At 45.3% G+C, this 26,084-nt stretch carries 1 protein-coding gene; it reads left to right on the top strand.

Annotated elements, in window-relative coordinates:
• The first annotated feature begins 1 nt into the window (after nucleotide 1).
• Nucleotides 2-25,990 carry a DUF7507 domain-containing protein gene (locus AAA938_RS16830; RefSeq protein ID WP_338229929.1) on the top strand — a complete coding sequence of 8,663 codons (25,989 nt, stop codon included), beginning with the start codon at nucleotides 2-4 and terminating at the stop codon, nucleotides 25,988-25,990.
• Nucleotides 25,991-26,084 lie beyond the last annotated feature (94 nt).

Genomic DNA, 26,084 nt, shown 5'->3' with positions numbered 1-26,084 from the left:
CATGACAAAATTTTACGCTAAGCCCCTTTTCTTACTTTTTTGTATCCTAGGGATTTTGTTTGAATCCTATGGTCAAAACCGAATTATTGTAAATCCATCTTTCGAAACAGGTTCTGGTATTCCACACACAACTGTGGCTTACCTTGCTTCACAAGCTGGTCCAAACCCTCAAATCGATGGGTGGTATTCTACCCATCCGGTCTTTAACAATACTCAATTTCCAATAGAACATTGGAGATCAGGATTCAATAGTGTACCTGCACAGCAAGGGGATTACTTTGTAGAATTAAATGTTTCTCAATCTTCTCGATTATACCAAATAGTTTATTTGGTGAATGGAGAAACCTTTAATTGGGAATATTACCATCGCCAACGGATTGCTGGCGCCACAGAGCAAATTGAGTATTCCATTTATAGCCAAAATGGAAACACAAAGCTCTTTACACTAGATACTCATACTGCAACAAGTACCTCCTCATGGGATCGCAGATCTGGAACCTTCACTTTCACAGGAACTACTGGAGTATATCAAATTGGGTTTGAAGCTACAACGGCAGGTGGCTCAGGAAATTTTTTGGATAATATCACAATCGGGTTGACTGCGCTTTCTGAATTTACCAGAAGTGCTGTGACCGTATCAGAAACAAATGGGGCTTACAGACCTTACCTTCGAATTAATGGAGAAGTTAAAACTGCCTCAACTGTCACATTTGAAGTTTCAGGGGGTAATGCGTCCGAAGGGGTTGAATATAGCTTTCCAACAAAAACCATTACCATTCCAGCAGGAAGGTACAGTTTGGCGGATTCCATTCCGATAGGACTGACACTTCTTAATAATCAATTTAACCGTGGTACCCGAAATCTAACCCTTCGGGTTTCACAGGTTACAGGGGATCTATCAAATCTGGATGCCAATGGGGATGGATTTCAGCAAAATTTGACGATCACCATTCAGGATGATGAATCCAATGATTTTGATGGGGATGGTGTACCAGACAATCAGGATGAGGATGACGATAATGATGGAATCTCTGATATTGATGAAGGATTTGGAGGAGTAATTCCGGCAAATCCTAGTTCTACCGTTTCCTATTCAACTTCACAAACAGCGGCCAATGGCCCATCTATCAGCAGCCCTTCATCCGGGTACGCAATTACAAGTAATAATTCAACTGGTAGGTTTGCTTTTACCGCCACAGCACCGGGCGAAAGCGGAAGCGGTGGAGGAACGGGGACGGTCAGCCGGGTGAATATCAATGTGGATTTTGCTCCAGAAGAGGTGGTGACCAACGTCCAGGTAAATCTCACCACGGGAGCTTTTGATGATGGCCTATACATCGAGGTAGATGGTGTAGTGATTGTAAATTTCAATTATTCAAATTATAACAATGAAGTTATCCGAGCTAAGTTTGGCGGGGGAAGTACTAGTTATGCATGGGCTCCATGGACAAATCAAGGCAATCCACAATTAGAGCTTGATTTGATCAACCGAACTGTCCGCTTAATGGTGGATGTAACGGATGGTAGTTCTCCAGCAAGACAAGATATTTTAAGTTTCATTTCTAATTCAAAACCAAACCCTGTTCCATTAGTGGATTTTGATTCGGGAGTAACCATAGGTTCTGGTTTCCAAAATCAGGATGGACCGGGATCGATAAGTACCCAAACGCTTACCTTCAGTGCTGATGTAAGATCCCATAAAAATTCAACTTCTGGTTCAAATGTACCTGGACAATATGACTTTAGAAATCTGGATAGCGATGGGGATGGTTGTTTTGATGTGGTGGAAGCAGGATTTTTGGATCCTGACGGGGATGGAAAGTTGGGCCCGATTCCTGTTGTAGTTGATCCATCAACAGGAAGAGTCACCAGTGGAACTGGATATACCACTCCAAAAGACGGAGATGGAAATGGAATTTTTGATTTTCAGGAAGCGGGAACAGCAAATACAATTACTACACAGCCTAATTCCACAATAGGAGCTGAGTCAACGGGATCGGCAGTAATCTCCGTAGTTGGAGCAGGCAACAATTTAACTTATCAATGGCAAGTATCCACGGATGGAGGGGCAACTTTTACGGATTTGGTAGATGGGACTAATTATGCCAACACCCAAGCGGCAAATTTAACCATCAATAATGTTCCAATTTCTTTTAATAATTATCAGTACCGGGTTATTGTTGGAAATTCGGCATTTGCCTGTAATCCAGTTACATCGTCGGTATCAACATTACAGGTGAGAACTATTCCAGGGGTTTCGGGAACCAACCTATGGCTAAAAGCAAATGCAGGCGCTACCAACAGCGGTGCGAACCTAACCGGCTGGACAGACCAGGCGGGAATCAATACCTTTACCGTTACAGGAACACCTGGCTATAAAGCCAACGCCATCAATTTTAACCCTGCTGTAACCTTCAACAATACCGATGCCGTCACAGCCTTGCCGTCCAATCGTCTTAATGGTAATACCAACATAACCTATGTAGATGGTTTTGCTGTTTACAAGCACACGGACAATAACTCCAATTTTCTAGGTGCTACCGCCCCTAGTGGAGCCTACGGAAAAGCCATTTTTGCCAGTGCCGGAGCTAATACCAGTTGGGTCGGCAATGGAGAGTTTTTAACTTATTCATCCTTTACGGCGGCAGGTCTTACCAATTCCTATGGTTTGGTCAACATGGATGTATCATTGGTAGCCTCTCCTTTTGCCACCGGCCGATATAATGGAGCCAATCAAACATTAACAGCAGGCTCGGGAAGTGATTTTGCCAGTCTGGTCTTTTCGCCTATGATTGGAGGTACGAATAATGCTGGGTCACAACCTGCCACCGGGTGGGCGCATGCCAAAGCAGAAGTAGCGGAAATAGTATTGTATCCAAGCAGCCTTTCGGCTGCCGATAAGCTGAAAGTGGAATCTTATTTAGCTATTAAGTATGGTATTCATTTGGCAGGAAATTACGTAAAAAGTGATGGTACAACTATTTGGGATGCCTCTGCAAATGCATCATACCATCATGATGTCTTCGGTATTGGAAAAGACGATACCAACGGACTAAATCAATCTTCATCCAACAGCATCAATACAGGAAGCGGAGATGGCAGCGGACAGGCCGGAAAAGGGAATTTGGTAATCCAAGATCCAACCAATTTAGACAACGAAGAATTTTTGTTAGTAGGTCATAATAATGGGCCTTTAACTGAACAAAGTACTGATCTTCCGATATTCTTGCCTGGAGGAAAAAGACTGGGTAGAGAATGGAAAGTAAAACAAACAGGAAATGTCGGTGCTGTCACTCTTAAGTTTGATCTGACCGGGTTGACTGTTTCGGGGACCACGGCGGTTAATTTCCTTCTCTTGGTTGACCGAGATGGCAATGGTGACTTTACCAATGGTCAGGTCGATGGAATTTTTGCATCTTCATTCAACTCCAATGTGGTTGAATTTAATCAAATCAACCTGCCCGATAATGCAGTCTTCACTTTATTGACACTTCGACAGGATGCAGGTGGTGTTTCACAAAGTATTCTATGGTATGCTGCGGATAAGGCTGTCGATTTCACTGGAGGATCAGTCAACCAATGGGCCAATATCGGTAGCCAATTTACAGCCTTAGCCAATGCCTCGGGAAATGCAAGACCAACACTTAATACTAGTGGTGTAAACCAAATCAATTTCAACAGGAGTGTTTCTTTTGATGGGGTAGATGACCGAATGATTACCCAAAAATTACCAGAGGTATTAGGATTGTCGGGTTCATCACAAACTTCAACTCAGTTTGCCGTTTATAGAGTCAAAGGGTCTGGAGATGCGATTTATTCCATGGATAATGGTTCCGGCCAAGTCAAAATTTCCATTCAAGATAATGGAGTTGCCTATCAGAATACTTTTTCAGCAAGTCCTTCTTCTAGCCCCGGAAATGGTCAAATTATCCTTACTGATATGGTTTCCACTACTAATTCTAATGGTACCAAATCACTTTCCCTGAATACCAATGGTATTGCAGGACAAACTGAAGCTGGTTCTTATAGCTCACCGGGTGATAGTCTCGCTTTTGTAATCGGGGGATATAGCAACACTTTTAATGAAGTAGATATTTCGGAACTAGTAGTATATCCTAAGGTTTTGACTGATACGGAAAGGAAAATTGTTCAATCTTACTTGGCTATTAAATATGGGATTACCCTTGGAAACCGATTAAATCCTTTCGATTATATCAATAGCCAGCAACAGCCAGTTTGGACGGGAACTGTAAAAACTAATTTCCAGTACGATATTTTTGGTATCGGAAGAGATGATAAAGGAGGGCTGCTCCAAGCATCCTCCAATAGTATGAATACAGGAAATGGAGATGGTACCGGAATTTCAGGAAAAGGAAATATCGTAATCCGGAATGCCTCATCCCTAGATGATGGGGACTTCTTGATGATTGGGCACAATGCTGATTCATTGACGACTCTAACTACCAATATACCTGCAAATCTGGGTTCTTTTCGCTTAAAAAGGGAATGGAAAGTACAGCGAACCGGTGATCCAGGAACAATTCAGTTAACAGTTGATCTATCAGGAATATCGATTACTGCTACCCAAACAAATGAGATTAAGCTACTCATCGATATCGATGGAAATGGGGACTTTACGGATGGAAACCCATCAGTATTGGATGCCTCTTCCTTTAATAATTCTATTGCGGTATTTAATGGAGTCAACCTTCCTAATGATGCAGTCTTTACAATAGTTACTGGTCCAGGTAATCCCTCATGGACACTTACCAAAACTTCCAGTACCCCAAGCTTTAATGCAGCTGGAAATCCCATAGATTACAAATTTGTTTTGGAGAATACCGGCAACGTTGCTATTTCCAATGTAAACCTCCAAGACCTTTCTATCAACCAAAGCCCAACTCTAGATCCAAATTCAGATACAGGATCAGATCAGATTTTGGGAATTGGTGAATCTTGGACCTATTCTTTGACCTATCAGGTAACCCAAGATAACCTTGATGCAGGTTCGTTCCAAAATATTGCAACTGCGACAGGAACCTCAGCTGCTGGTGCCCCAACTCCCGCATCAGATACTGTAACGGTTAATGCCATTCAAAGCCCAGCTTGGACTTTGACAAAGTCAACATCGGCTACGGATTATTCTCAAGTAGGAGAGGTGATCCTTTACGAATTCCAATTGTCCAATACAGGAAATGTCAGCATTAGCAATGTCAGTTTGACTGATAATTTATTGTTATCTCCACCAGTATTGACTAGTGGAGATGGAGGAGCTGCAGGAAAATTAGAAGTGGGAGAGACTTGGGTATATGGAGGCTCATACACCATCACCCAAGTAGACATCGATGCGGGTAGCTACAGTAATACAGCTACAGCCAATGGAACTCCAGCCGGGGGATCGTTAACTCCTGCGGTTTCCAATACGGTCACGGTAAATGCAGTTCAGAATCCTTCTTGGACTGTCACCAAATCGACGAACACATCGGATTACGACCAAGTCGGTGATGTGATCAGCTATCAAATACTAGTAGAGAATACAGGAAATGTCAGCGTCACCGGGGTGACGCTCACCGATCCGAATACGACAATTTCAGGTACGATACAGGGAGACAATGCTCCTACGGGAACCCTGGATGTAGGAGAGACCTGGACTTACAGCGCGACATATACCATCATCCAAGCAGACATCGATGCGGGTAGCTACAGCAATACGGCCACAGCTAACGGCACTCCTGCAGGAGGTATCTTAGCTCCAGGAGTTTCGAATACGGTCACTGTGGATGCAGTTCCTGATCCGGAATTGACCGTCCAGAAAACCAGCAGTAGCCAACCTTACAGCCAGTTGGGTCAGGTATTGAATTATACAATTCGTGTGACCAACTCCGGAAATGTCTCTATTACCCAAGTAGTAGTTTCAGATCCGGGAGCAGATGCCCCTGGTCCTGCCTATGCCTCCGGGGATTTGGGTAACGATCAGGTGATGGCTCCGGGAGAAACGTGGGTGTACAATGCCAAACACACCATAGTCCAAGCCGACTTGGATGCGGGAAGCTATACCAATATTGCTACAGCCACAGGTAATCCCGCACAGGGAATCCTCACAGATGCTACTGATGATGAGACGATTCAGGCAGTTCAGGTGCCGAATTACAACGTAATCAAGCGGGCTGATAAGACTGGATACAGTCAGGCCGGAGAAGTGATCACCTATGGTATAGTGATTATCAATTCTGGAAACGTCACACTGACAGATGTGGAGATCGATGATCCGTTGACCGGTTTGATGACGACCATTCCTAGCATTACGCCTAGCCAAACAGTCGTAGCGACCAGTACCTATACCGTCACTCAGACAGATATTGAAAACGGAAGCATAGCCAATACCGCCTCTGTTTCTACAGATGACCCCAAAAATCCAGGGTCTACCATTGATAAGGTTGGGAACCTTACCATCAATGCTGCCCAGACACCAAGATTTGATATCTCCAAATCAGCAGACAAAACCACCATCACCACCGCAGGGGAGGTGATTACTTACACCATCTTGGTAGAGAATACCGGCAATTTGATTTTGGAAAATGTGGAAGTCAATGATCCTCTTATTTCAGGTTCTCCTCTGACTTTGACTTCCGGGGACACCAATACCGATGGCAAACTCGACCCGGATGAGATATGGACCTATCAGGCTTCCTATTCTGTTACTCAGTCGGATATTGATCAAGGAGGAGTTACCAATTCGGCCACCGTTTCCGGGGAATCGATTTTGGGGAATCTCCAAGATGACAATGCCAGTATTTTTGTTCCAGCAGATCAGATGCCTGATTGGACTATCCAAAAAACAGTGGACAGTCCAGGCACCTATGAAAACGCTGGAGATGTCCTTAGCTATACCATATCGGTTGAAAATACCGGAAATATCAGCATCACAGATGTTTCCCTCTTTGACTTGAAGACAGCCAATCCGGTTTTGGTTTCGGGAGATGTATCCAATCCGGGAACTTTGGATGTTGGTGAAACTTGGGTTTACACCACCACCTACACCGTAACTCAGGCCGATGTGGATGCGGGAAGTTTTACCAATTCTGTCAGCGCCACTTCCAAATCCCCTGCAGGAAACCTTCCTGAAATTTCTGATGATGCTACGGCCACGGCTACACCAAATCCTTCTTGGACTTTGACTAAGAGTGCCGGCACGGCAACCTACGATCGGGCAGGTCAAACCATTACCTATACCTTGTTGGTAGACAACACCGGAAATGTATCCATTGATAATCCGGCAGTTTCAGACCCTAAAGCTACCACCGGTCCTAGTTTCGTTTCCGGCGATACGGATTCAGACGGAGACTTGGATCCCAACGAGATTTGGACCTACACAGCTACCTATTCCATCAAGCAGGCAGATTTGGATGCAGGATCCTTCACCAATTCAGCCACTGCTTCCGGTACACCTCCAGGAGGAACCCTTCCGAATGCCACTGATGATGAGACCATCAATGCTATTTTTGATCCTTCGGTTGAGCTTACAAAAAATGTGAGTCCAAGCACCTATTCTATGGCAGGTGAGGTGCTCACCTACACCCTGGTTGTCACCAATAATGGTAACCTTAGCCTGTCCAGTTTAGAGCTGACAGATCCTTTCTTTGGAGCTGGGGTTTTCCCTGTAAGTGACCTTGCTCCCGGACAAACTTTCACCTATAGCAATACCTACACGGTCACCCAAAATGACATAGATAATGGACCTGTAACGAATACTGCAACGGTCGAAGGGAAAGATTCTCAGGGAGGAGATGTCACTGACTCCGATTCTGCAACCTCCACTCCGGTGAAGAATCCTTCCTTTGAGGTCAATAAAACCACCACCTCTACGGGCTTTAATAGTCCGGGTCAGGTAATTACTTATTCCATCCAAATCCAAAACACAGGAAATGTGACCTTGGACAATGTTTCGGTTGACGATTCCATCATAGCCGGAAGCGATTTGAGTTTGGTATCCGGTGATGGACCTACTGTCGGGAAATTGGATGTGGGTGAGACTTGGGACTATCAAGGCACTTATACCATTACTCAGGATGATGTAGATAATGGCAGGGTTCAAAATGTGGTCTCAGTTGAGTTAACAGACCCTGATAATAACACCTTGACCGATTCGGATACGGTAACGGTGAATGGCTCGAAAACCAATTCTATCAGCTTGACCAAAGTAGCTGGTCAGCAAGGATATGATACGGCTGGGGATATTCTTACCTACACCATTTTTGTCCAGAATACAGGAAATACCCGAGTGGATAATGTGCAGGTGACTGATGATTTGATCAGCCTTACCTATATATCCGGGGATTTGTCTCCTCCATCCGGTCCTGGCAGAAATAATATTTTGGATCCGGGAGAAATATGGACCTTCACTGGGGCCTACACGGTCACACAGGATGATGTGGATAATGGTACAGTCACCAATAATGCTACAGTTACCGGTACCGATCCGGATAATGATACTCTAACAGATACAGATACGGACATCGTAACCGGCTCTAAAAATCCATCCATTGACGTAGTTAAATCTGCTCAGCCTAACAGCTTCAGCAATGTGGATGAGGTGATTACCTATACAATAATTGTCAGAAATACTGGCAATGTTTCCATTTCGGATCTAGTGATAGATGATCCTTTGATCAATCCGCTGACCTTCCTTGGGGTGGATACTGACAATGATTCCAAATTGGACCCTACCGAGATTTGGACCTATCAAGGGACATATACCATTACTCAAGCTGATTTGGATCGGGGTAACCTAACCAATACCGTTACGGTCACAGGAAAAGATCCGGATGGAGGAAACGTGGGAGATGGAGATTCCAATGTGATTGGTGGAGCGGCTAATCCGAGCATTGATCTAGAGAAGACTGCACTTGCCTTCGGCTATTCCTTCGTTGGGGAAATCGTTCCTTACGAATTGAGGGTCAGAAATAATGGGAATGTCGATTTGGAAAATGTGGTATTGGAGGATTCAAGACTGGGATACACCAATATCATTGGAGATATGGCCCCAGGTGAAGTTCAGGTATTCACAGTAAATTATTCTATAACTCAACAAGATCTGGATGAGGGAAGAATCCTAAATATTGCCGAAGTAGTTGGCGACGCTCCTCTATTACCTTCCAAGGTCAGGGATATCTCGACCGTGGAACTCAATGGCTCCCAAAATCCAAAAATCGACATTTTGAAGTCAGTAGCAGAAAAGGGATATGATTCCGCAGGAGACCTACTGAACTATACCATCATTGTCCTCAATACCGGAAATGTGACGCTGAATTCTGTACAGATTACCGATCCTCTTACTGGATTGGATGTCAATCTACCGGTCTTATCTGTTTCTTCAAGCCAAACCTATACGGAAACTTACACAGTCACCCAAGACGATCTGAATGCAGGAAGGGTGATCAATACTGCGGAAGTCAATGCCAGAGGACCGTTTGGTCAACCTATCAAAGATGAGCAAACAGTTACTGTAATTGCCTCCAAAAACCCAAGTATCCGATTTACCAAAACAGCCACTCCGGCCAGTGTCAGCCAAGTAGGTGACGTCATCAGCTACTTGTTGAAAGTAGAAAACACCGGTAACCTATCCTATTTCGTGGTCAATACGGATGACCCGCTGACAAATCTGTCTGAAAGTGAGCCTAGACTCGATCCGGGCCAAACCATCACCTACACCACTCAATACACCGTTACCCAAGTAGATTTGGATCGGGGGTATGTGGAAAATGATGCGGAGTTGGTCGCGCAGGTAGATGGAAGTAAGGTCACCCGAAATCAGACAGTAAGAACCCCTGTCAATCAAAATCCAAAACTGAAGGTCACCAAGACCCCGAGCATCAGCCAATTTGCCGCTCCTGGGGTCCTCATCAATTACACGATCACGGTAGAAAATACCGGAAACATCACGGTTACCAACCTGTCTGTATCCGATCCGAAGACAGCTGCTCCTCAATTTACCGGCGGAGATACCGGAAATGACGGCATTCTTTCTCCTGGGGAAATATGGACCTATACTACCTCCTACACCACTACCCAAGCCGATGTGGACAATGGTAAATTTGAGAACACTGCCACAGCTACCGGCACTTTGCCTAGTTCGGCTTCTATCTCTGAAACCGGAAAAGCTACTGTCAATGCGACCATAAATGCCCGATGGACGATCAATAAGACTGCTACGAATAATCCGAAAAACTTCCGCGCTGTCGGTGAGATTTTGAATTACCAAATTGTCCTCGCGAATACCGGAAATGTGACCATTAAAAATGTGGTGGTTTCTGACCCGGGAGCAAGTGTGGGCCCTACCCTTCAATCAGGCGATACCAATACCAACAATCTCCTGGATGTCAATGAAACTTGGACCTATTCGGCTTCCTACACGGCGACCCAGGCAGATCTCGATCGGGGAAGATATATCAATGAAGTAACCGCCTCTGGTCAACTGACCTTCGGAAACCTTGCCAATGTCAAGGATACCGAAGATGTACCGGCATTGGCCTTGCCAGGCTGGAAATTGGATAAGATAAGTACTACTTCTCCGAATAATTACAATCGACCTGGTGTCGCCCTGAGCTATTCCTTGCTCCTGACCAATACTGGGAATGTGACCATCAGCAATATCAATGTGGTGGATCCGGGAGTGTCTTCAGGCCCTACCTTCCGAGGTGGTGACCTGAACAATAATGGTAAACTCGAGCCTAGGGAAGTATGGTCTTATACTGCTAACTATACGACCAAACAGCAAGATGTAGACAATGGAGAATTTGTCAATGTGGCCACTGCAACTGGGACTCCTACCCAAGGAAACCTTGCACCAGCCATCGGAAGAGACACGATCCCTGCTATAGTCAACCCTGTCCTTACGGTCAACAAGAGAGCACAACAAAGTGGCTATAATGCCGTCGGAGAGACCCTTACCTACACTATTGAGATACGAAACGATGGCAATGTTAACCTGACTGATATCGCAGTCACAGACCCGAAGACAGGACTGAATGACTTTATCCGCTTCCTGGGAGTGGGTCAAAGTTTCACCTATACTGAGCAGTATCTGGTGAATCAGAATGATATTGATGCTGGCACCATTGTCAATACCGCTGAGGCAGTTGGCAAAAAACCGGATGGAGGTTCTATTTCAGACAGCGATACCGAGACCATTAATGGGGCTCAGACTCCGGGATTGAACTTTGGAAAAGGTGTCCAGCAAAGTGGGTACTTCCAACCGGGAGAGGTTATTACTTATAACCTATATGCTCAAAACAGCGGGAATGTAAGCATTTTCGATCTCAGAATAGAAGATCCTAAAGTAGGGCTGGATACCTTGATTCCATTGTTGTCACCGGGAGAGTTCTTGGCCTTTGATGTCCAATATCTCACTACCCAACAAGATGTAGATGTAGGAGAATTGATTAACGTAGCTACTGCCACCGGACGTGACCTAAACAACAACATTCTATCGGCCACCGATAGTAAGACCCTTTTGGCGACCCAAAACCCCAAACTCAAGGTAGCTAAGTCCTCCTCTACACCAAATTATGATGCCGTTGGTGATGTGATCAATTATACATTCTTAGTTGAGAACGTAGGTAATGTGTCCTTGTTTGATGTGATCATAACGGATCCCAAGGCAGAAATTGACCCGACTGCCAATCCTATACCGGTTTTGGCTCCGGGGCAATCAGTAATCGTCAATGCGGTCCATACTGTGACTCAACCTGACTTGGATGCAGGTAGGTACGAAAATATTGCCGATGTAGAGGGTAAGGAACTGGATGGTACATTGATTTCCAGAAAAACCAATAGAGTCACTGTTCCTGCTGTTCAGCGACCGGATTTCACCCTGACCAAATCAAGCAGTACAGCTTCTTATGATGCCGTCGGAAATGTTTTGAACTATACCATTTTGGTTCAAAATACCGGAAATGTTACCCTGACAGCTTTGTCGGTTTCGGATCCTAAGGCCGTTATCAATTCCGGTATACCTATCCCGATCCTTTTCCCTGGTCAGGTGGCCACAGTGACTGCATCGCACACTGTAGTCCAGGCTGACCTTGACGCTGGACGCTATATCAATACCGCCTCTGGTACAGGCTTGGATCCGAACAGCAAACTGCTGTCTCGCAACTCAAATACAGTGACCATACCTGCTTTGCAAAATCCGGTATTGGAAATTGTAAAAAGTGCAAGACAATCCACTTATGACCGAGTTGGTGAGCGAATTACTTATGATTTGGTGGTGACGAATAGGGGTAATGTCACGATCAGTAAAGTCGTGGTTACCGATCCAAATACAGTAGTTTCAACCGGTCAGTTTAAGCTTTCTCCCGGACAAAGCAAAAACCTAACAGCTACCCATGATGTAACTCAGGCAGACCTAGATGCGGGAGAATACCGCAATGTGGCTACCGCTACAGGTCGAACCCCTCAGTCTGTCGCAGTGCAGGATTTGTCCAATGAGGTGGTAATTACTGCTATTCAAACTCCTGGAATCGCAGCTTCTAAGTCGACAGCAACTTCCTCTTACAGTGCAGTTGGACAGGAAATCCAATATGTAATCTCTGTGGAAAACACAGGTAATGTGACTCTTTCCAACATCAATATCACTGATCCTAAGGCAGAAATTCTTGGGACCAATCCAATACCTTCTCTCGCTCCTGGTCAGGTAGTCGATGTTCCGGCAAGGCATGTGGTCGCACAGGTGGATTTGGATGCAGGGAGCTACTCCAACACGGCTACAGCCTCGGGTGTAGATGTGAATAGCAATACCCAAGAGGCTATCACTAACCAGATTACTGTTCCTGCCGCTCTAAATCCGGGTATTGAGGTGGTGAAGACACCAAGTCAAGGAATTTATGACCAAGTTGGAACTATAATTAATTATGACATCGAAGTAACTAATACTGGAAATGTCACTCTGGATCAGGTGGAATTGGTCGACAATGAAACCAATCTGACTGTAATTGTGGGAACACTTGACCCGGGGCAGACCGAGGTTTACACTACCAGTTATACCATCCAGCAAGCAGATTTGGATGCAGGTTTGTTTGTCAATACTGCTTCTGTAACTGGAGTAAGTAGAGATCCATCAGCTACTTCAGTTAGTGATGTCGGTTCGGCTACCGTTAGAGCGATCCAAAATCCTGAAATTGCACTACTCAAAACGACACCGAACGGCCCATATTCTGCGGTAGACGAGGTTATTGATTACGAATTGGTTGTAACAAATACCGGTAATCAGACTTTGGAGAATACCCAATTGGTGGATAGTAAACTAGGCCTGAATGTGTCCATTGGAGAGCTGCAGGTAGGGGCGAGCTCCACCGTTACAGGTATCTATTCCATTACTCAGACCGACTTGGATAATGGTTCTTTGGTTAATACAGCCACAGTCACTGCAGTATCTCCCGCAAATCGTCTTATTTCTGACATCGATTCTGTTGAGGTTCTTGCCAACCAAATCGAGCAGTTGACCTTTACCAAACAAGGAGATCGATTCTTCTTCTTTGCTCCAAATCAACAAGTAACCTACGATTTGGAAGTCAGCAATACAGGTAATGTGACGCTTAGCAATGTAGTAATCAATGATCCAAAGCTGAGTTATACCAGCCCAACTCTTACTTTAAATCCAGGTGCAAGCACTGTAGTTCAAGTTACCTACGACTTCACTCAAGTAGATTTGGACAACGGCGATTTTATTAATACCGCCACAGTCAATGCAGAAAGTCCTTCCGGTAATCCGCTTCAATTGCAAGACAGTTGGACCGTTCAGGGAATTCAATTGGGAGGAATTCAAGTTAGAAAGCTGGTTACCCCAAGAATCTTCCAAGCAGACGGAGATCTGCTGGTTTATGATTTCATTATCACCAACACAGGCAATGTAACCCTGGATCCTGTTCAAATCAGCGATCCTCGAATCGGCTATTCCGAAGACTTGGGATTGATGGCTCCGGGAGCATCCATTACCCGATCCTTTACCTACACAGTACAGCAAAGTGATGTGGACGATCCTACTGGAATCATCCGAAACGAGGTAACCGTTAATGCCACTGAACCCGATCAAACAGTCATCAGTGCGAAAGACGTTGCCTTTGCCATCTCAACCGGAAGACCAGCTGTAGAGCTCGATAAGTTTGCAATCGGCAAAAAATCCGGATATGCAAATCCTGGCGATCAAATCATTTATGAATTGATTGTGACCAATACAGGAGATGTCACATTGATAGATCTTGTATTGGAAGATAGCAATACCGGGTATACTGAGACGATTGGTACCCTTCCTGTAGGTCAGTCTGTGGTACGTTCGGTTACTTACACGGTGGATCAGGATGATATAGATGCTGGAGAAGTAGTGAATATCGCTACCGTCACCGGAAGAGGTGAAGGTGGAGGAATCAGTGGAGCGAGTGTACGTCAAGAAGCTACAGAGATTGTTCAGGGAATTCAAAATCCAGTTATCCAGATTACCAAGACGGCAAATAAAGCCCAAATAGGTGCCGCCGGGGAGGTAATTCAATACACCATTGAGGTGGAGAACGTAGGAAATCAAACCTTATTCCAGGTGAATACGGTGGATCTACTGGTAGGTCTGGATGAAACGGTAGCGGCTTTGGCACCTACGGACCCACCATTGATTTATACCAGAAATTACACGGTAACTCAAGCGGATATTGATCTTTTGGTCATCCCTAATTCGGCCACTGCTACCGCAGAAAATCTCAATGGTGTTCAGGTATCCGATCAAGCTTCGCTCAGAATTCCGGTGCTCAGAAATGCTCGACTTACCTTGGATAAATCCGCGGATGTCAGCACGGTGAATGATGCCGGGGATGTAGTCAACTACACGTTGGTCGTTTCTAATCCTGGAAACCTCACGTTGACAGGAGGATTCGTGGTAGATGCAAAAATCAACCTGGATGAAAGGAATCTAAATCTTGCACCGGGGCAGAGCCTTACCTTTACTAAGCCTTACACTGTCTCTCAGGATGATATCAACCGTGGATTCATTGACAATACAGCAGGCAGTATCTTCTTTACACCATTTAGACAGCCAATTTTTGCAAATGATTCCCTGCGAGTCTTGGCAAATCAGGCAGGTGATTTGACGCTGACCAAAACCGTCGATAAAGTCAGATTTGCCCAAGAGGGTGAAGAACTGGTATACACCTTCATCGTCACCAATACCGGAAATCTCACCTTGGATCCGGTCAATTTGGAGGATCCGTTGCTAGGTGTCACTACCAATCTGGGACTCCTACAGCCTACCCAATCCGCAACATTTACATCTAGCTATTTTGTAAATCAAGGGGATTTGGACCGAGGATTCATCCGTAATGTGGCAAAAGCAGAGGGCACAGGTCCAAATCAGGTTGTTTACAGTGATACAGACCGGGCTGTTTCCTTGGTTGATGCCAGTCCATCCCTCAGTCTGATCAAATTTGCAGATGTGACAGATTTTGATGCGGTTGGGGATGCGATCAATTACTCATTGGTCGTAGAAAATACCGGAAATCTTACCCTTTCCAATGTGGTTTTGGCAGATAACCTACTCGGAATCAATCAAAATCTCGGGGATTTGGCTCCTCAGGATATTCAAACTATCACAGGTATTTATTCTGTGGATCAAGCTGATCTGAATGCAGGTGAAATTATCAATATTGCACTGGTGTCAGGAGTAAGTCCGTTTGGAAGGACTGTCAATGATCAAGCTACTTTGACGATTACCGGCACTCAATCTCCTGATCTTTTCTTCGAGAAAACGGCAGACAAGACTCAGGTAAGCACCTTGGGTGAACTGATTGAATACACACTAGATGTAAGAAATACCGGAAATGTGACTCTTTCGAATGTCACGGTGATTGATCCTTTGACCAATCTATCTGTCAATGTAGGTAGCCTGGCTCCAAATGTTGGAAATGCCAGAACGACTACCCATGCAGTCACTCAGCAGGAATTGGATGCTGGATTTGTGATCAATACCGCCACAGCAACAGGGGTAGATCCTATGAGCGCCACCCTGGAAAGACAGTCCACGGTAACTGTGACAGTAGTACAGAATTCGATGATTGAGTTGGTAAAAACTGCCAATAAATCCACCTACACCACGGCGGGAGAGGAAATTGAATACACCCTAGACATCAGCAACACCGGCAATGTGACCCTAACCAATGTAGTGGTGAAGGATCCATTGACAGGCCTCGATCAAAATCTCGGTACTTTGATACCGGGCGAGAGCATTCAGGTGACCAGTATCTACACCGTGGAGCAGGCCGACATCGACTTTGGGTTTATAGACAATATTGCCACAGCGACTGCTTTGGATCCGGGCAATCAACAGATTGAGGATCAGGATAATCTGACTATTTCAGCTAATCAAAATCCGGGATTGACATTCCAAAAAGTTGCTTTAGTCAATCAATTTGATGCGGCTGGAGATGTCATTGATTATACTTTGACGGTGACCAATGCAGGAAATGTCACCCTTACCAATGTGGTGGTGACAGATCCGCTTACCGGAACCAATCAAAACTTGGGAACTCTTTCCCCAGGTCAGGTAGAAGTGGTCACTACTAGCTATACCACCAATCAGGTGGATATGGATGCAGGTGTGGTAAATAATACCGCTACTGTAGTGGCGACGGAGCCAAGAGGTCAAATCCTTCAGTTGCAGGATTCTGAGACCGTAACAGGTATCATCATCGGAGAAATCACTGTAATCAAAACTGCCGATGTAAGTGAATTCACTCAGGCTGGAGATTTGATCACCTATTCTTTTGAGGTAAGTAACACCGGCAATGTAACTTTATTCTCAGTGGATATTCAGGATCCTATCCTGAATTTGGTATTGCCTATCGGACAAATGGCTCCTGGACAAACTGAGACCAGAACAGTAACTTATACTGCTACCCAAGATGATGTGGATCAAGGAGGAAAGATCAACTTGGCCTTTGCAGAAGGTTTCGATCCCATATTTACTTTTGTATTTGATTTGGACTTGTTGTTCATACCTGCAATCCAGAATCCGGATATTGAAATCGTCAAAAGTGCACTTACTTCAGACTATGATGCCCCTGGAGATGTCCTCGAATATGCTATCGAGGTTGAAAATACCGGCAATGTCACTCTGAGCAATGCAGAGATCATCGATCCGCTTACCGGTACGGATGTGACGGTAGGTGATTTGGCTCCTGGACAAACGGCTTCCATTTCCACCACTTATACAGTGACTCAGGCAGATGTGGATGCGGGTAGCGTCACCAACACTGCGACAGTGGAAGCCACTGATCCTACTTTGGCAATCATCTCGGATACAGATGATGCCCTAGTCAACGCCATTCAGACTCCGAGTATTTCACTTCAGAAAACAGCCGATCCATTAACCTTCGATGCGGTGGGCAATGTGATTACCTATACTCTGACTGTGCAGAATACCGGTAACGTAACCCTCGATCCGGTTACCTTAAATGATCCTATCGCTGGAATCAATGCTCAAGTTCTGGGTTCATTTGCTCCGGGAGACAGTCAGGTGATTACCGCGACTTATACTATTACCCAGATTGATATTGATCAAGGTCAAGTCATTAATCAAGCTACAGTCACAGGAACTGATCCAAATAACACGGACCAAATTGCCACTGCAACAGCAACGGTGACGGCTATCCAGACTCCTGACTTGACTTTGACCAAAACCGCAAATCCAACCACTTATCAAAATGTGGGAGATAACATACGTTATGAATTCGTAGTCACGAATTCGGGCAATGTGACTCTGGATCAGGTTAGTTTGAATGATCCTTTGGCCGGTATTATCGGACAATCCTTGGGTACACTTGCACCTGCGGAAAGTAAAACCCTCAGTGGAATTTATCCGATTACCCAAACGGATCTGGATGCCGGCTTGGTGATCAATAATGCCACAGCCACAGCAGTGGACACCAATCAAAATCCATTGGAAGCAGCTGCCACAGCGACGGTGACGGCTATACAGCTTCCTTCCATCATTCTTGAGAAAACTGCCGATGTATCAAGTTTCGATGCAGAGGGAGATTTGATCAATTACCAGCTAGTGGCTACCAACAAGGGGAATGTCACTTTGGATAATGTGACCTTCAATGATCCAATCGCAGGAATTACAAATTCAAACCTTGGATCATTTGCTCCTGGCGAAACCTTGACAGTCACTGGTAGCTATAGCATACAGCTAGCTGATCTGAATGCTGGGGAGCGTGAAAATACAGCGACAGTGACCGCTACCGGTCCTCAAAATCAAAACTTGGAAACAACGGATCAATTGATTGTTCCGGCGGATGTTTTGCCGGCTATTCAATTGGTGAAGGTGGCCGATCCACAGTTCTATTCCATTGCCGGAGAAGTAGTCACCTACTATCTCACGGTCACCAACGTGGGTAATGTCAGCCTGAATTCCATTGCCTTGCAAGACCCGCTGATTGCTGCCGCACCAATTGCCATTTCTGATTTGGATCCCGGACAGAGTGAGGTTCAGACGCTCACTTATACCGTCTCGCAAACAGATCTTGATTTGGGACAAATAGAAAATACGGCAAGTGTTACCGGAACGGATCCATTTGGTACGGTGGTCGGAGAATCGGCAATCGAATTGATTACAGCGGCCCAAAATCCTGTGGTAGAAATCACCAAAACTGCGGATAGGACTTCCTTCCAGTCTGTGGACGAAGTGATCACTTACACACTGGAAGTAGAGAATATCGGAAATCTTACCTTGACTGATGTAGTGGTGACTGATAACCTCACTGGCTTCACTTCGGCTCCTGTTATTTTAGATCCCGCTCCTGCTTCGGGTACCTCGGTTAGTTATACCACCACCTATACCGTGACGCAGGTAGATTTGGACAGAGGATTTATCGAAAACTTGGCGGAGGTAAATGCCACCTCTTCAGCTGGACCTGTTATGGATCAGGATGATGTAAGAATTAACGCTCTCACCAATCCTGCCATTGAGTTGGAAAAATCAGCCAATCCTACTGTTGTGGTAAATACCGGTGAAATTGTCACTTTCACCTTTGTAGTGACCAACGTGGGTAACATCACGGTAGAAGATGTGGAAATAGATGATCCTCTGATCAATTTCAACCAAGTGGTAGGAGATCTAAGCCCAGGTGAGTCTTTCACTGCATCGGCCGCGAGAACTGTTACTCTGGATGCCTTGCAGCAGAGGATATTTATCAATTTGGCTACTGCTACTGCAGTAGCAGTAGACGGTACTAACCTGACAGCTACTGATAGAGCGATTGTAGTTTCTGTGGATGACGCTGGTCTTGAATTGATCAAAACTCCAATTGAAAAAACCTACAGCAAGCCCGGAGATATCATCAACTATGAATTGGAGGTAGTCAATATTGGAAACTTCACCCTCGAAAATCTCCTGTTGAATGACCCATTGACTGGAACTGTTGACTTAAGCCTGTCAAATATTTTACCGGGGTCATCCACTGTGGTGACAGTTAGCTACACGGTAGATCAAGATGACCTTGACCAAGGTTTTGTAACCAATACCGCAACGGTAACAGGGAATGGCATTGGCTCTATCAATCCTTTGAGAGATGAGGATTCGGCCATTGTCACGGCAAGTAGAAACCCGTCGATCACATTGAACAAAAATGCTCTGGTGAATACTGTAGTCCAAGCAGGTGATGTGATTCCATACGAATTGACCGTAACCAATACAGGTAATGTCACCTTGGTCAATGTGACACTCAACGATGCGCTGACAGGAATTAACAACTTGAATCTGGGCACTTTGGCCCCTGGAGCTAGTACGGTGATTCCAACTAGCTACACTACCGATCAGAATGATTTTGATACCCAGATTTCTATTCCAAACACGGCCACTGTAACCGGCACCACCACTGCTGCTATTCCAACTGTGGTCACGGATACAGATGAGGAGAGGGTATTTACGACTAAAGCACCTAAAATTCAGGTGACCAAGACTGCCCAAACCCAGATTTATATCTTCAGAGGTCAGGTGGTGAATTACGAGATTGTAGTGAAAAATGTAGGCAATCTGACCTTGCTCAATACAACCGTACTGGACGACCTTACCCAATTACAGGAAACCATACCATCCCTTGCACCAAATGCCAGTGTGACTTATACTACTTCCTACACGGTAACTCAGTCAGATGTAGACAATGGATCCATCGTCAATACAGCAGGAGCCATAGGATTTGATCCATTTAGAAGGCCGGTAAAAGACGACGCTACCGAGACCATCAATGCTGTTCGGGGATCAAGGTTGCTTCTTTCAAAGGTTCCAACTCCTGCTACCTACTCCAAAACCGGAGACGTGATCGATTATGAGTTGACGGTGATCAATGTGGGCAACCTTACCATTACCAATGTGACGATCGATGATCCACTGATTATCCTCGGCCCAGATAAGGATGTGGGCACCTTGCTTCCATTTGAAAATGCAGTGGTGACAGGTAGCTACACCATAACTCAAGCGGATGTGGATGCAGGGGAGTTTGTCAACATCGCATCAGCCACCGGATCTAGCGTGATCAATGCAAATATCACTGCTGGGGCTTCGGCTACCGTTACTGCCATTCAGTCTCCGGGAATCGGACTTCAAAAGATAGCCAGTCCGACTACCTATGACCAGGTAGGTGATGTCATTAGCTATGACCTCATTGTGACCAATACCGGAAACCTGACATTGAATCCGGTGATCTTGGAAGATCCATTGGTGAATATTTCTTCTCTGGATCTTGGTTCATTTGCTCCAGCAGACGTCATCACAGTTTCCAGAAACTATGTGATCGACCAGCAAGATCTGGATCGCGGATTTGTAATAAATGTGGCTTCGGTGACCGGATTGGATCCAAATCAATCCTCCCAGTTCGCAGGAGCGACCGCTACTGTGACGGCTGTTCAGACTCCGGGTATTTCCTTGACCAAAGTAGCAACTCCGCAGACTTACGATCAGGTAGGGGATATCATCAATTACAACCTGGAAGTAACCAACACAGGAAATGTCACCTTGGATAATGTGACGGTTACTGATCCATTGACCAGCCTCAATGTGAATATCGGAAGCCTTGCACCAGGTCAGGATAGATCGGGTGTGGTCGTCTACACGATTACCCAAGATGATGTGGATAATGGTCAAGTAGTCAACATTGCCACTGCCGCAGGAACAGATCCAAATCAGTTGGATATTGAAACCACTGCTAATGAGACCATTTTGGCAATCCAAAGACCTAGCATCGAGTTGACCAAGAATGCGGATTTGAACATCTATGATGCAGTGGATGAGGTAATCACTTACACCTTGACTGTCACTAACTCTGGGAACTTGACCATTGAAAATGTGGTCTTGACAGATCCATTGACTGGATTGTCCGATGACATAGGTACTATGGATCCGGGTCAGGTAGAAGTAGTGACTGCAACGTATACTGTTACTCAAGCGGATTTGGATAAGGGTTCTATAACCAACGATGCTGAAGTAACGGGAGTGGCGAAGAATCAGACACCTGTAAGTGATCAGGCTCAGGTGGTCACACCTTCAAGTTCTAATCCTGCCCTCAAACTTACAAAAGTGGCTAATCCGACCACATACAATGCAGAAGGAGAGCAAATCACATATACGCTTACCGTTTCTAACGTAGGTAATTTGACCATCGCAGACGTGGTGGTGGAGGATCCTTTGACCGGCACATCGGTAAATGTGGGCGACTTGGCTCCGACTGAATCTCAAGTGATAAATGCGAATTATTCAATCCTTCTATCTGATATCGATAAGGGGACAGTAGTGAATGTGGCTACTGCCACAGGACTTGGGGCAAATAATCAGTCCGTAACTGCAACTGCCACTGCAACGATTAGAGCAATTCAGGATCCTGCATTGCGATTGCAAAAGACAGCTAATGTGATCGAATACGACAGAGCGGGTCAAGTGATTGGCTATACTCTCGAAGTGACCAATACTGGAAATGAGACCCTGTTTGACGTTACGGTAGTTGACCCATTGACCAATTTGAATCGAAATATCGGTCAGCTCGTGCCTACCCAAGTCGTCTTTGTTCAGGAAAACTACACAGTGACCCAGCAGGATGTGGATAATGGTAGCATTCTCAATGTCGCTAATGCAAGAGGCAGGGATTTGAGTGATCGAGTGGTGAGCTCCACGGATAGATTAGAAATACCTGCTATCCAGACTCCGGGCATTGCCTTGACCAAGACAGCGAATCCAACGACCTACGATCAGGCCGGTGATTTGATCACCTATACCCTGATCGTAACCAACACCGGAAACGTGACCTTGACCAATACCACGGTTACGGATCCATTGACCAATGCGAATGACAATGTGGGCAACCTGCTTCCAGGCCAGTCTGCTACGGTCACGACCAATTATGCGGTCAACCAGACGGACGTGGACAACGGTAGCGTGGTGAATACGGCTACGGCGACAGGCACCGCTCCAAACCAATCCGCACAAACTGCCACGGCAAGTGCTACGGTGACTGCTATCCAGACTCCTGGCATTGCCTTGACCAAGACAGCGAATCCGACGACCTACGATCAGGCCGGTGATTTGATCACCTATACCCTGATCGTAACCAATACCGGAAACGTGACCTTGACCAATACTACGGTTACGGATCCATTGACCAATGCGAATGACAATGTGGGCAACCTGCTTCCGGGCCAGTCTGCCACCGTCACGACCAACTATGCGGTCAACCAGACGGATGTTGATAATGGTAACGTAGTGAATACGGCTACGGCGACAGGCACCGCTTCAAACCAATCCGCACAAACTGCCACGGCAAGTGCTACGGTGACTGCTATCCAGACTCCGGGCATTGCCTTGACCAAGACAGCGAATCCAACGACCTACGATCAGGCCGGTGATTTGATCACCTATACCCTGATCGTAACCAACACCGGAAACGTGACCTTGACCAATACCACGGTTACGGATCCATTGACCAATGCGAATGACAATGTGGGCAACCTGCTTCCAGGCCAGTCTGCTACGGTCACGACCAATTATGCGGTCAACCAGACGGACGTGGACAACGGTAGCGTGGTGAATACGGCTACGGCGACAGGCACCGCTCCAAACCAATCCGCACAAACTGCCACGGCAAGTGCTACGGTGACTGCTATCCAGACTCCGGGAATTGCTTTGACCAAGACAGCGAATCCAGGAAATTTCAACGAGTTGGGGGATTTAATTACCTATACCTTAATTGTAGAAAATACTGGAAATGAAACTCTTTCCGGAATTCTATTGACAGATCCATTGACTCAGCTGAATCAACAGCTAGGTACTCTGATGCCTGGATCGACCTCTACAGTCAATACTACCTATACTATAAATCAGGCAGATATCGATCAAAATTTTGTATTGAATATTGCCACAGTGACAGGAGTTTCCTCTTCAGGATCACAAGTATCGGATGTGGCTGAGGCATTTGTTCAGGGAACCGTAGGGGGAGTAGTCAGATCCAAACTTGAATTGACGAAAACGGCAAATCCAGACACTTATGAAAAAGTCGGGGATTTGATCACCTATACCTTTGTAATTCAAAATACTGGCATTACTACACTGAGAGATGTGATTTTAGAGGATCCGATGCTTTCTATTTCAAGTAATCTGGGCATTTTCTCTCCGAATCAGTCTCAAACTTTGAGTGCAGTATACACGGTTACTCAACAAGACGTGGACGCAAAACAGATCGAAAATATTGCGACTGCGACAGGTTCTGGACCTTCTTTGGAATTGGTTTTGGCTAGGGATACTGCCATCGTGAATTTGGATCTTTCTGCTTTGAGGCCTGAAATTTCCATCACCAAGTCTGCAGACAAATCATCCGTGGAAAGCGAGGGAGAAGTAATTACCTATACACTTGAGGTACAAAACACCGGAGTGGTGGATTTGATTAATGTCCAAATTACGGATCCATTGACAGGACTTGATTCATTGCTTGGTGACTTGAAAGTGGGTGAATCGGTAAGTTTGAATACGGTCTATACCGTTACTTGGGATGATATTTTGGCACAAGTTCCAATTACCAACATAGCTACCGTAACGGGAATTGACTCACAAAACCAGTCTGTTGAGGATACAGATTCTGCGGAAGTACGGGTTGTCTGTGCCAATTCAACCTTGCTCACGGGAAGAGTGATCAATTTGGTGGATAATTTGGGTCTTGCCAATGTTCCGTTGATCATCACTTATCCTGATAACTCTCAGCGATTGACCCTTACCGATGCAGATGGAAGATATTTCCTCAGAAATATTCCTACAGGTGCTTACCGAATTGAGGTATTTGACCGAAACCTCAACAAGGCCCAGAACTTGTTTGCAGTAAATGGAAATACGGCTGAGGTTACTATTGCGACTTGTAGATATGTAAATCAAGACTTTGAATATAATCTTGGAACGGAAGCCAATGGCCTACTCCATATCCAGGGCTTTGTCTGGTATGACCTGAATGGGGATGCGGAACAAAATGAATGGTATGATGCCAATGGGGATGATCAGGTAACCCAAAATCCTGTGAGTCCGGGTCTTTCTATTGATTTGAATCAGTGGGAATGGATAGACCTCAACGGCGATGGCAGCTTCGAGGGGCTGGAAAACTTTGGTGAATTGAACAAGGCAGGATTCGGTAACCCTTCAGGTGCCAATCTGGAAATTCAGGGGCCAAACGGATACCAAGCCACAGAGTCAATCGGGGCATTTGGATTCTGGAAGCATCTATTGCCTCCGAATCAACCATTGGGTGAATTTACCATCACTCTTAACCCTGATGATCAGTTTGCCCAAAACGGATTGAGTTTAGTTTCTACCGGATTGGTAAAAATCCTTCCAAATCAGGGAGGTAGAGTCCAAGAACCAAGATTCAAGGTAGTGTGTGAATTTACTACACCTCAGGTTCAGACTAAGATATTTGAGTCTCAATCCATCGTCGACTTTGATTACGGGATTACTTGTAGGCAGCAATCTGACAAAGAAATCATCGCAAATGATGATCTATTCGGACCAATCTCTGTCAGCTTTGGAGGAACCTTAGGAAACATCCTAGCCAATGATCTATTGGATGGTGAAAGGCCTCTTCCTCAGGACGTCCTGATTCAGATTACTGACCTTGGCGGTATGCTGGGAGTATCTGTAGATGAAGAAGGCAACTTGGTGATTATTCCTGGGCTAAACGCACCGGGTACTTATCAGATAACTTACAGCTTACAGGAGGCAGACTTCCCTGAAAATGAGGACCCTGCGATTATCACGATCATTATAGAAAATGACCAAGTAGATCTTTCCATTTTGAAGGATCGTCTCTCTGATGAAATTTACGAAGGAGATGAATTTGAATACCAATTGACGATTACGAATGTTGGCGAAACTCCGGCTACTGAAGTGGTAATCACAGATATTCTCCCTTCAGGATTGACCTACATCTCTTCCAATGTGCTGAATGTGAGCAGTCCTCAGATCCAGGTTGGAAATCCTCAAGTTAATGGCGACACAGTGACTTGGAGTGTTCCATTTGTTCCTTCCGGTGGTCAGATTGTTCTCAGGATAAAAGTCAAGGCAGGTGACCCTGGACAAATTCTAAACATTGCCCGAGTCGAATCAGAGGAAGAAGATATCAATCCTTTGGACAATCAGGCGGAAAATCTAGGAGAAATCCTTCCATTCCGTATTCCGAATGTAATTACCCCTAGTACAGTAGATGGGGATAATGATACCTTCGAAATTCTGGGATTGGGCAAATTCATCAGCAATGAGATTGTGATCTTTAACCGTTACGGCGACCATGTCTTGGAAGCTACTGATTATCAAAATGACTGGAGTGCTTCGGGTCAGGTAGCCGGAACCTATTTCTATGTTCTAAAAGCAGTGGATAAGGAAGGAAGAACCCATGAATTCAAAGGCTGGATCCAAGTAATTAAGTAATGGTCCAGAGGTTTTGAATTTCAAAAAATTGCTTTTAGAGGACAAGATATAGGTCAGCTGGCTTTTAAAATGAATTAGAAAATCATCCTCGCTC

It is taken from the genome of Algoriphagus taiwanensis, assembly GCF_036245645.1.
Classification (GTDB): domain Bacteria; phylum Bacteroidota; class Bacteroidia; order Cytophagales; family Cyclobacteriaceae; genus Algoriphagus; species Algoriphagus taiwanensis.
Note: the sequence above shows the minus strand (reverse complement) of the source record. Positions and strands in the feature narration are given on the sequence as shown.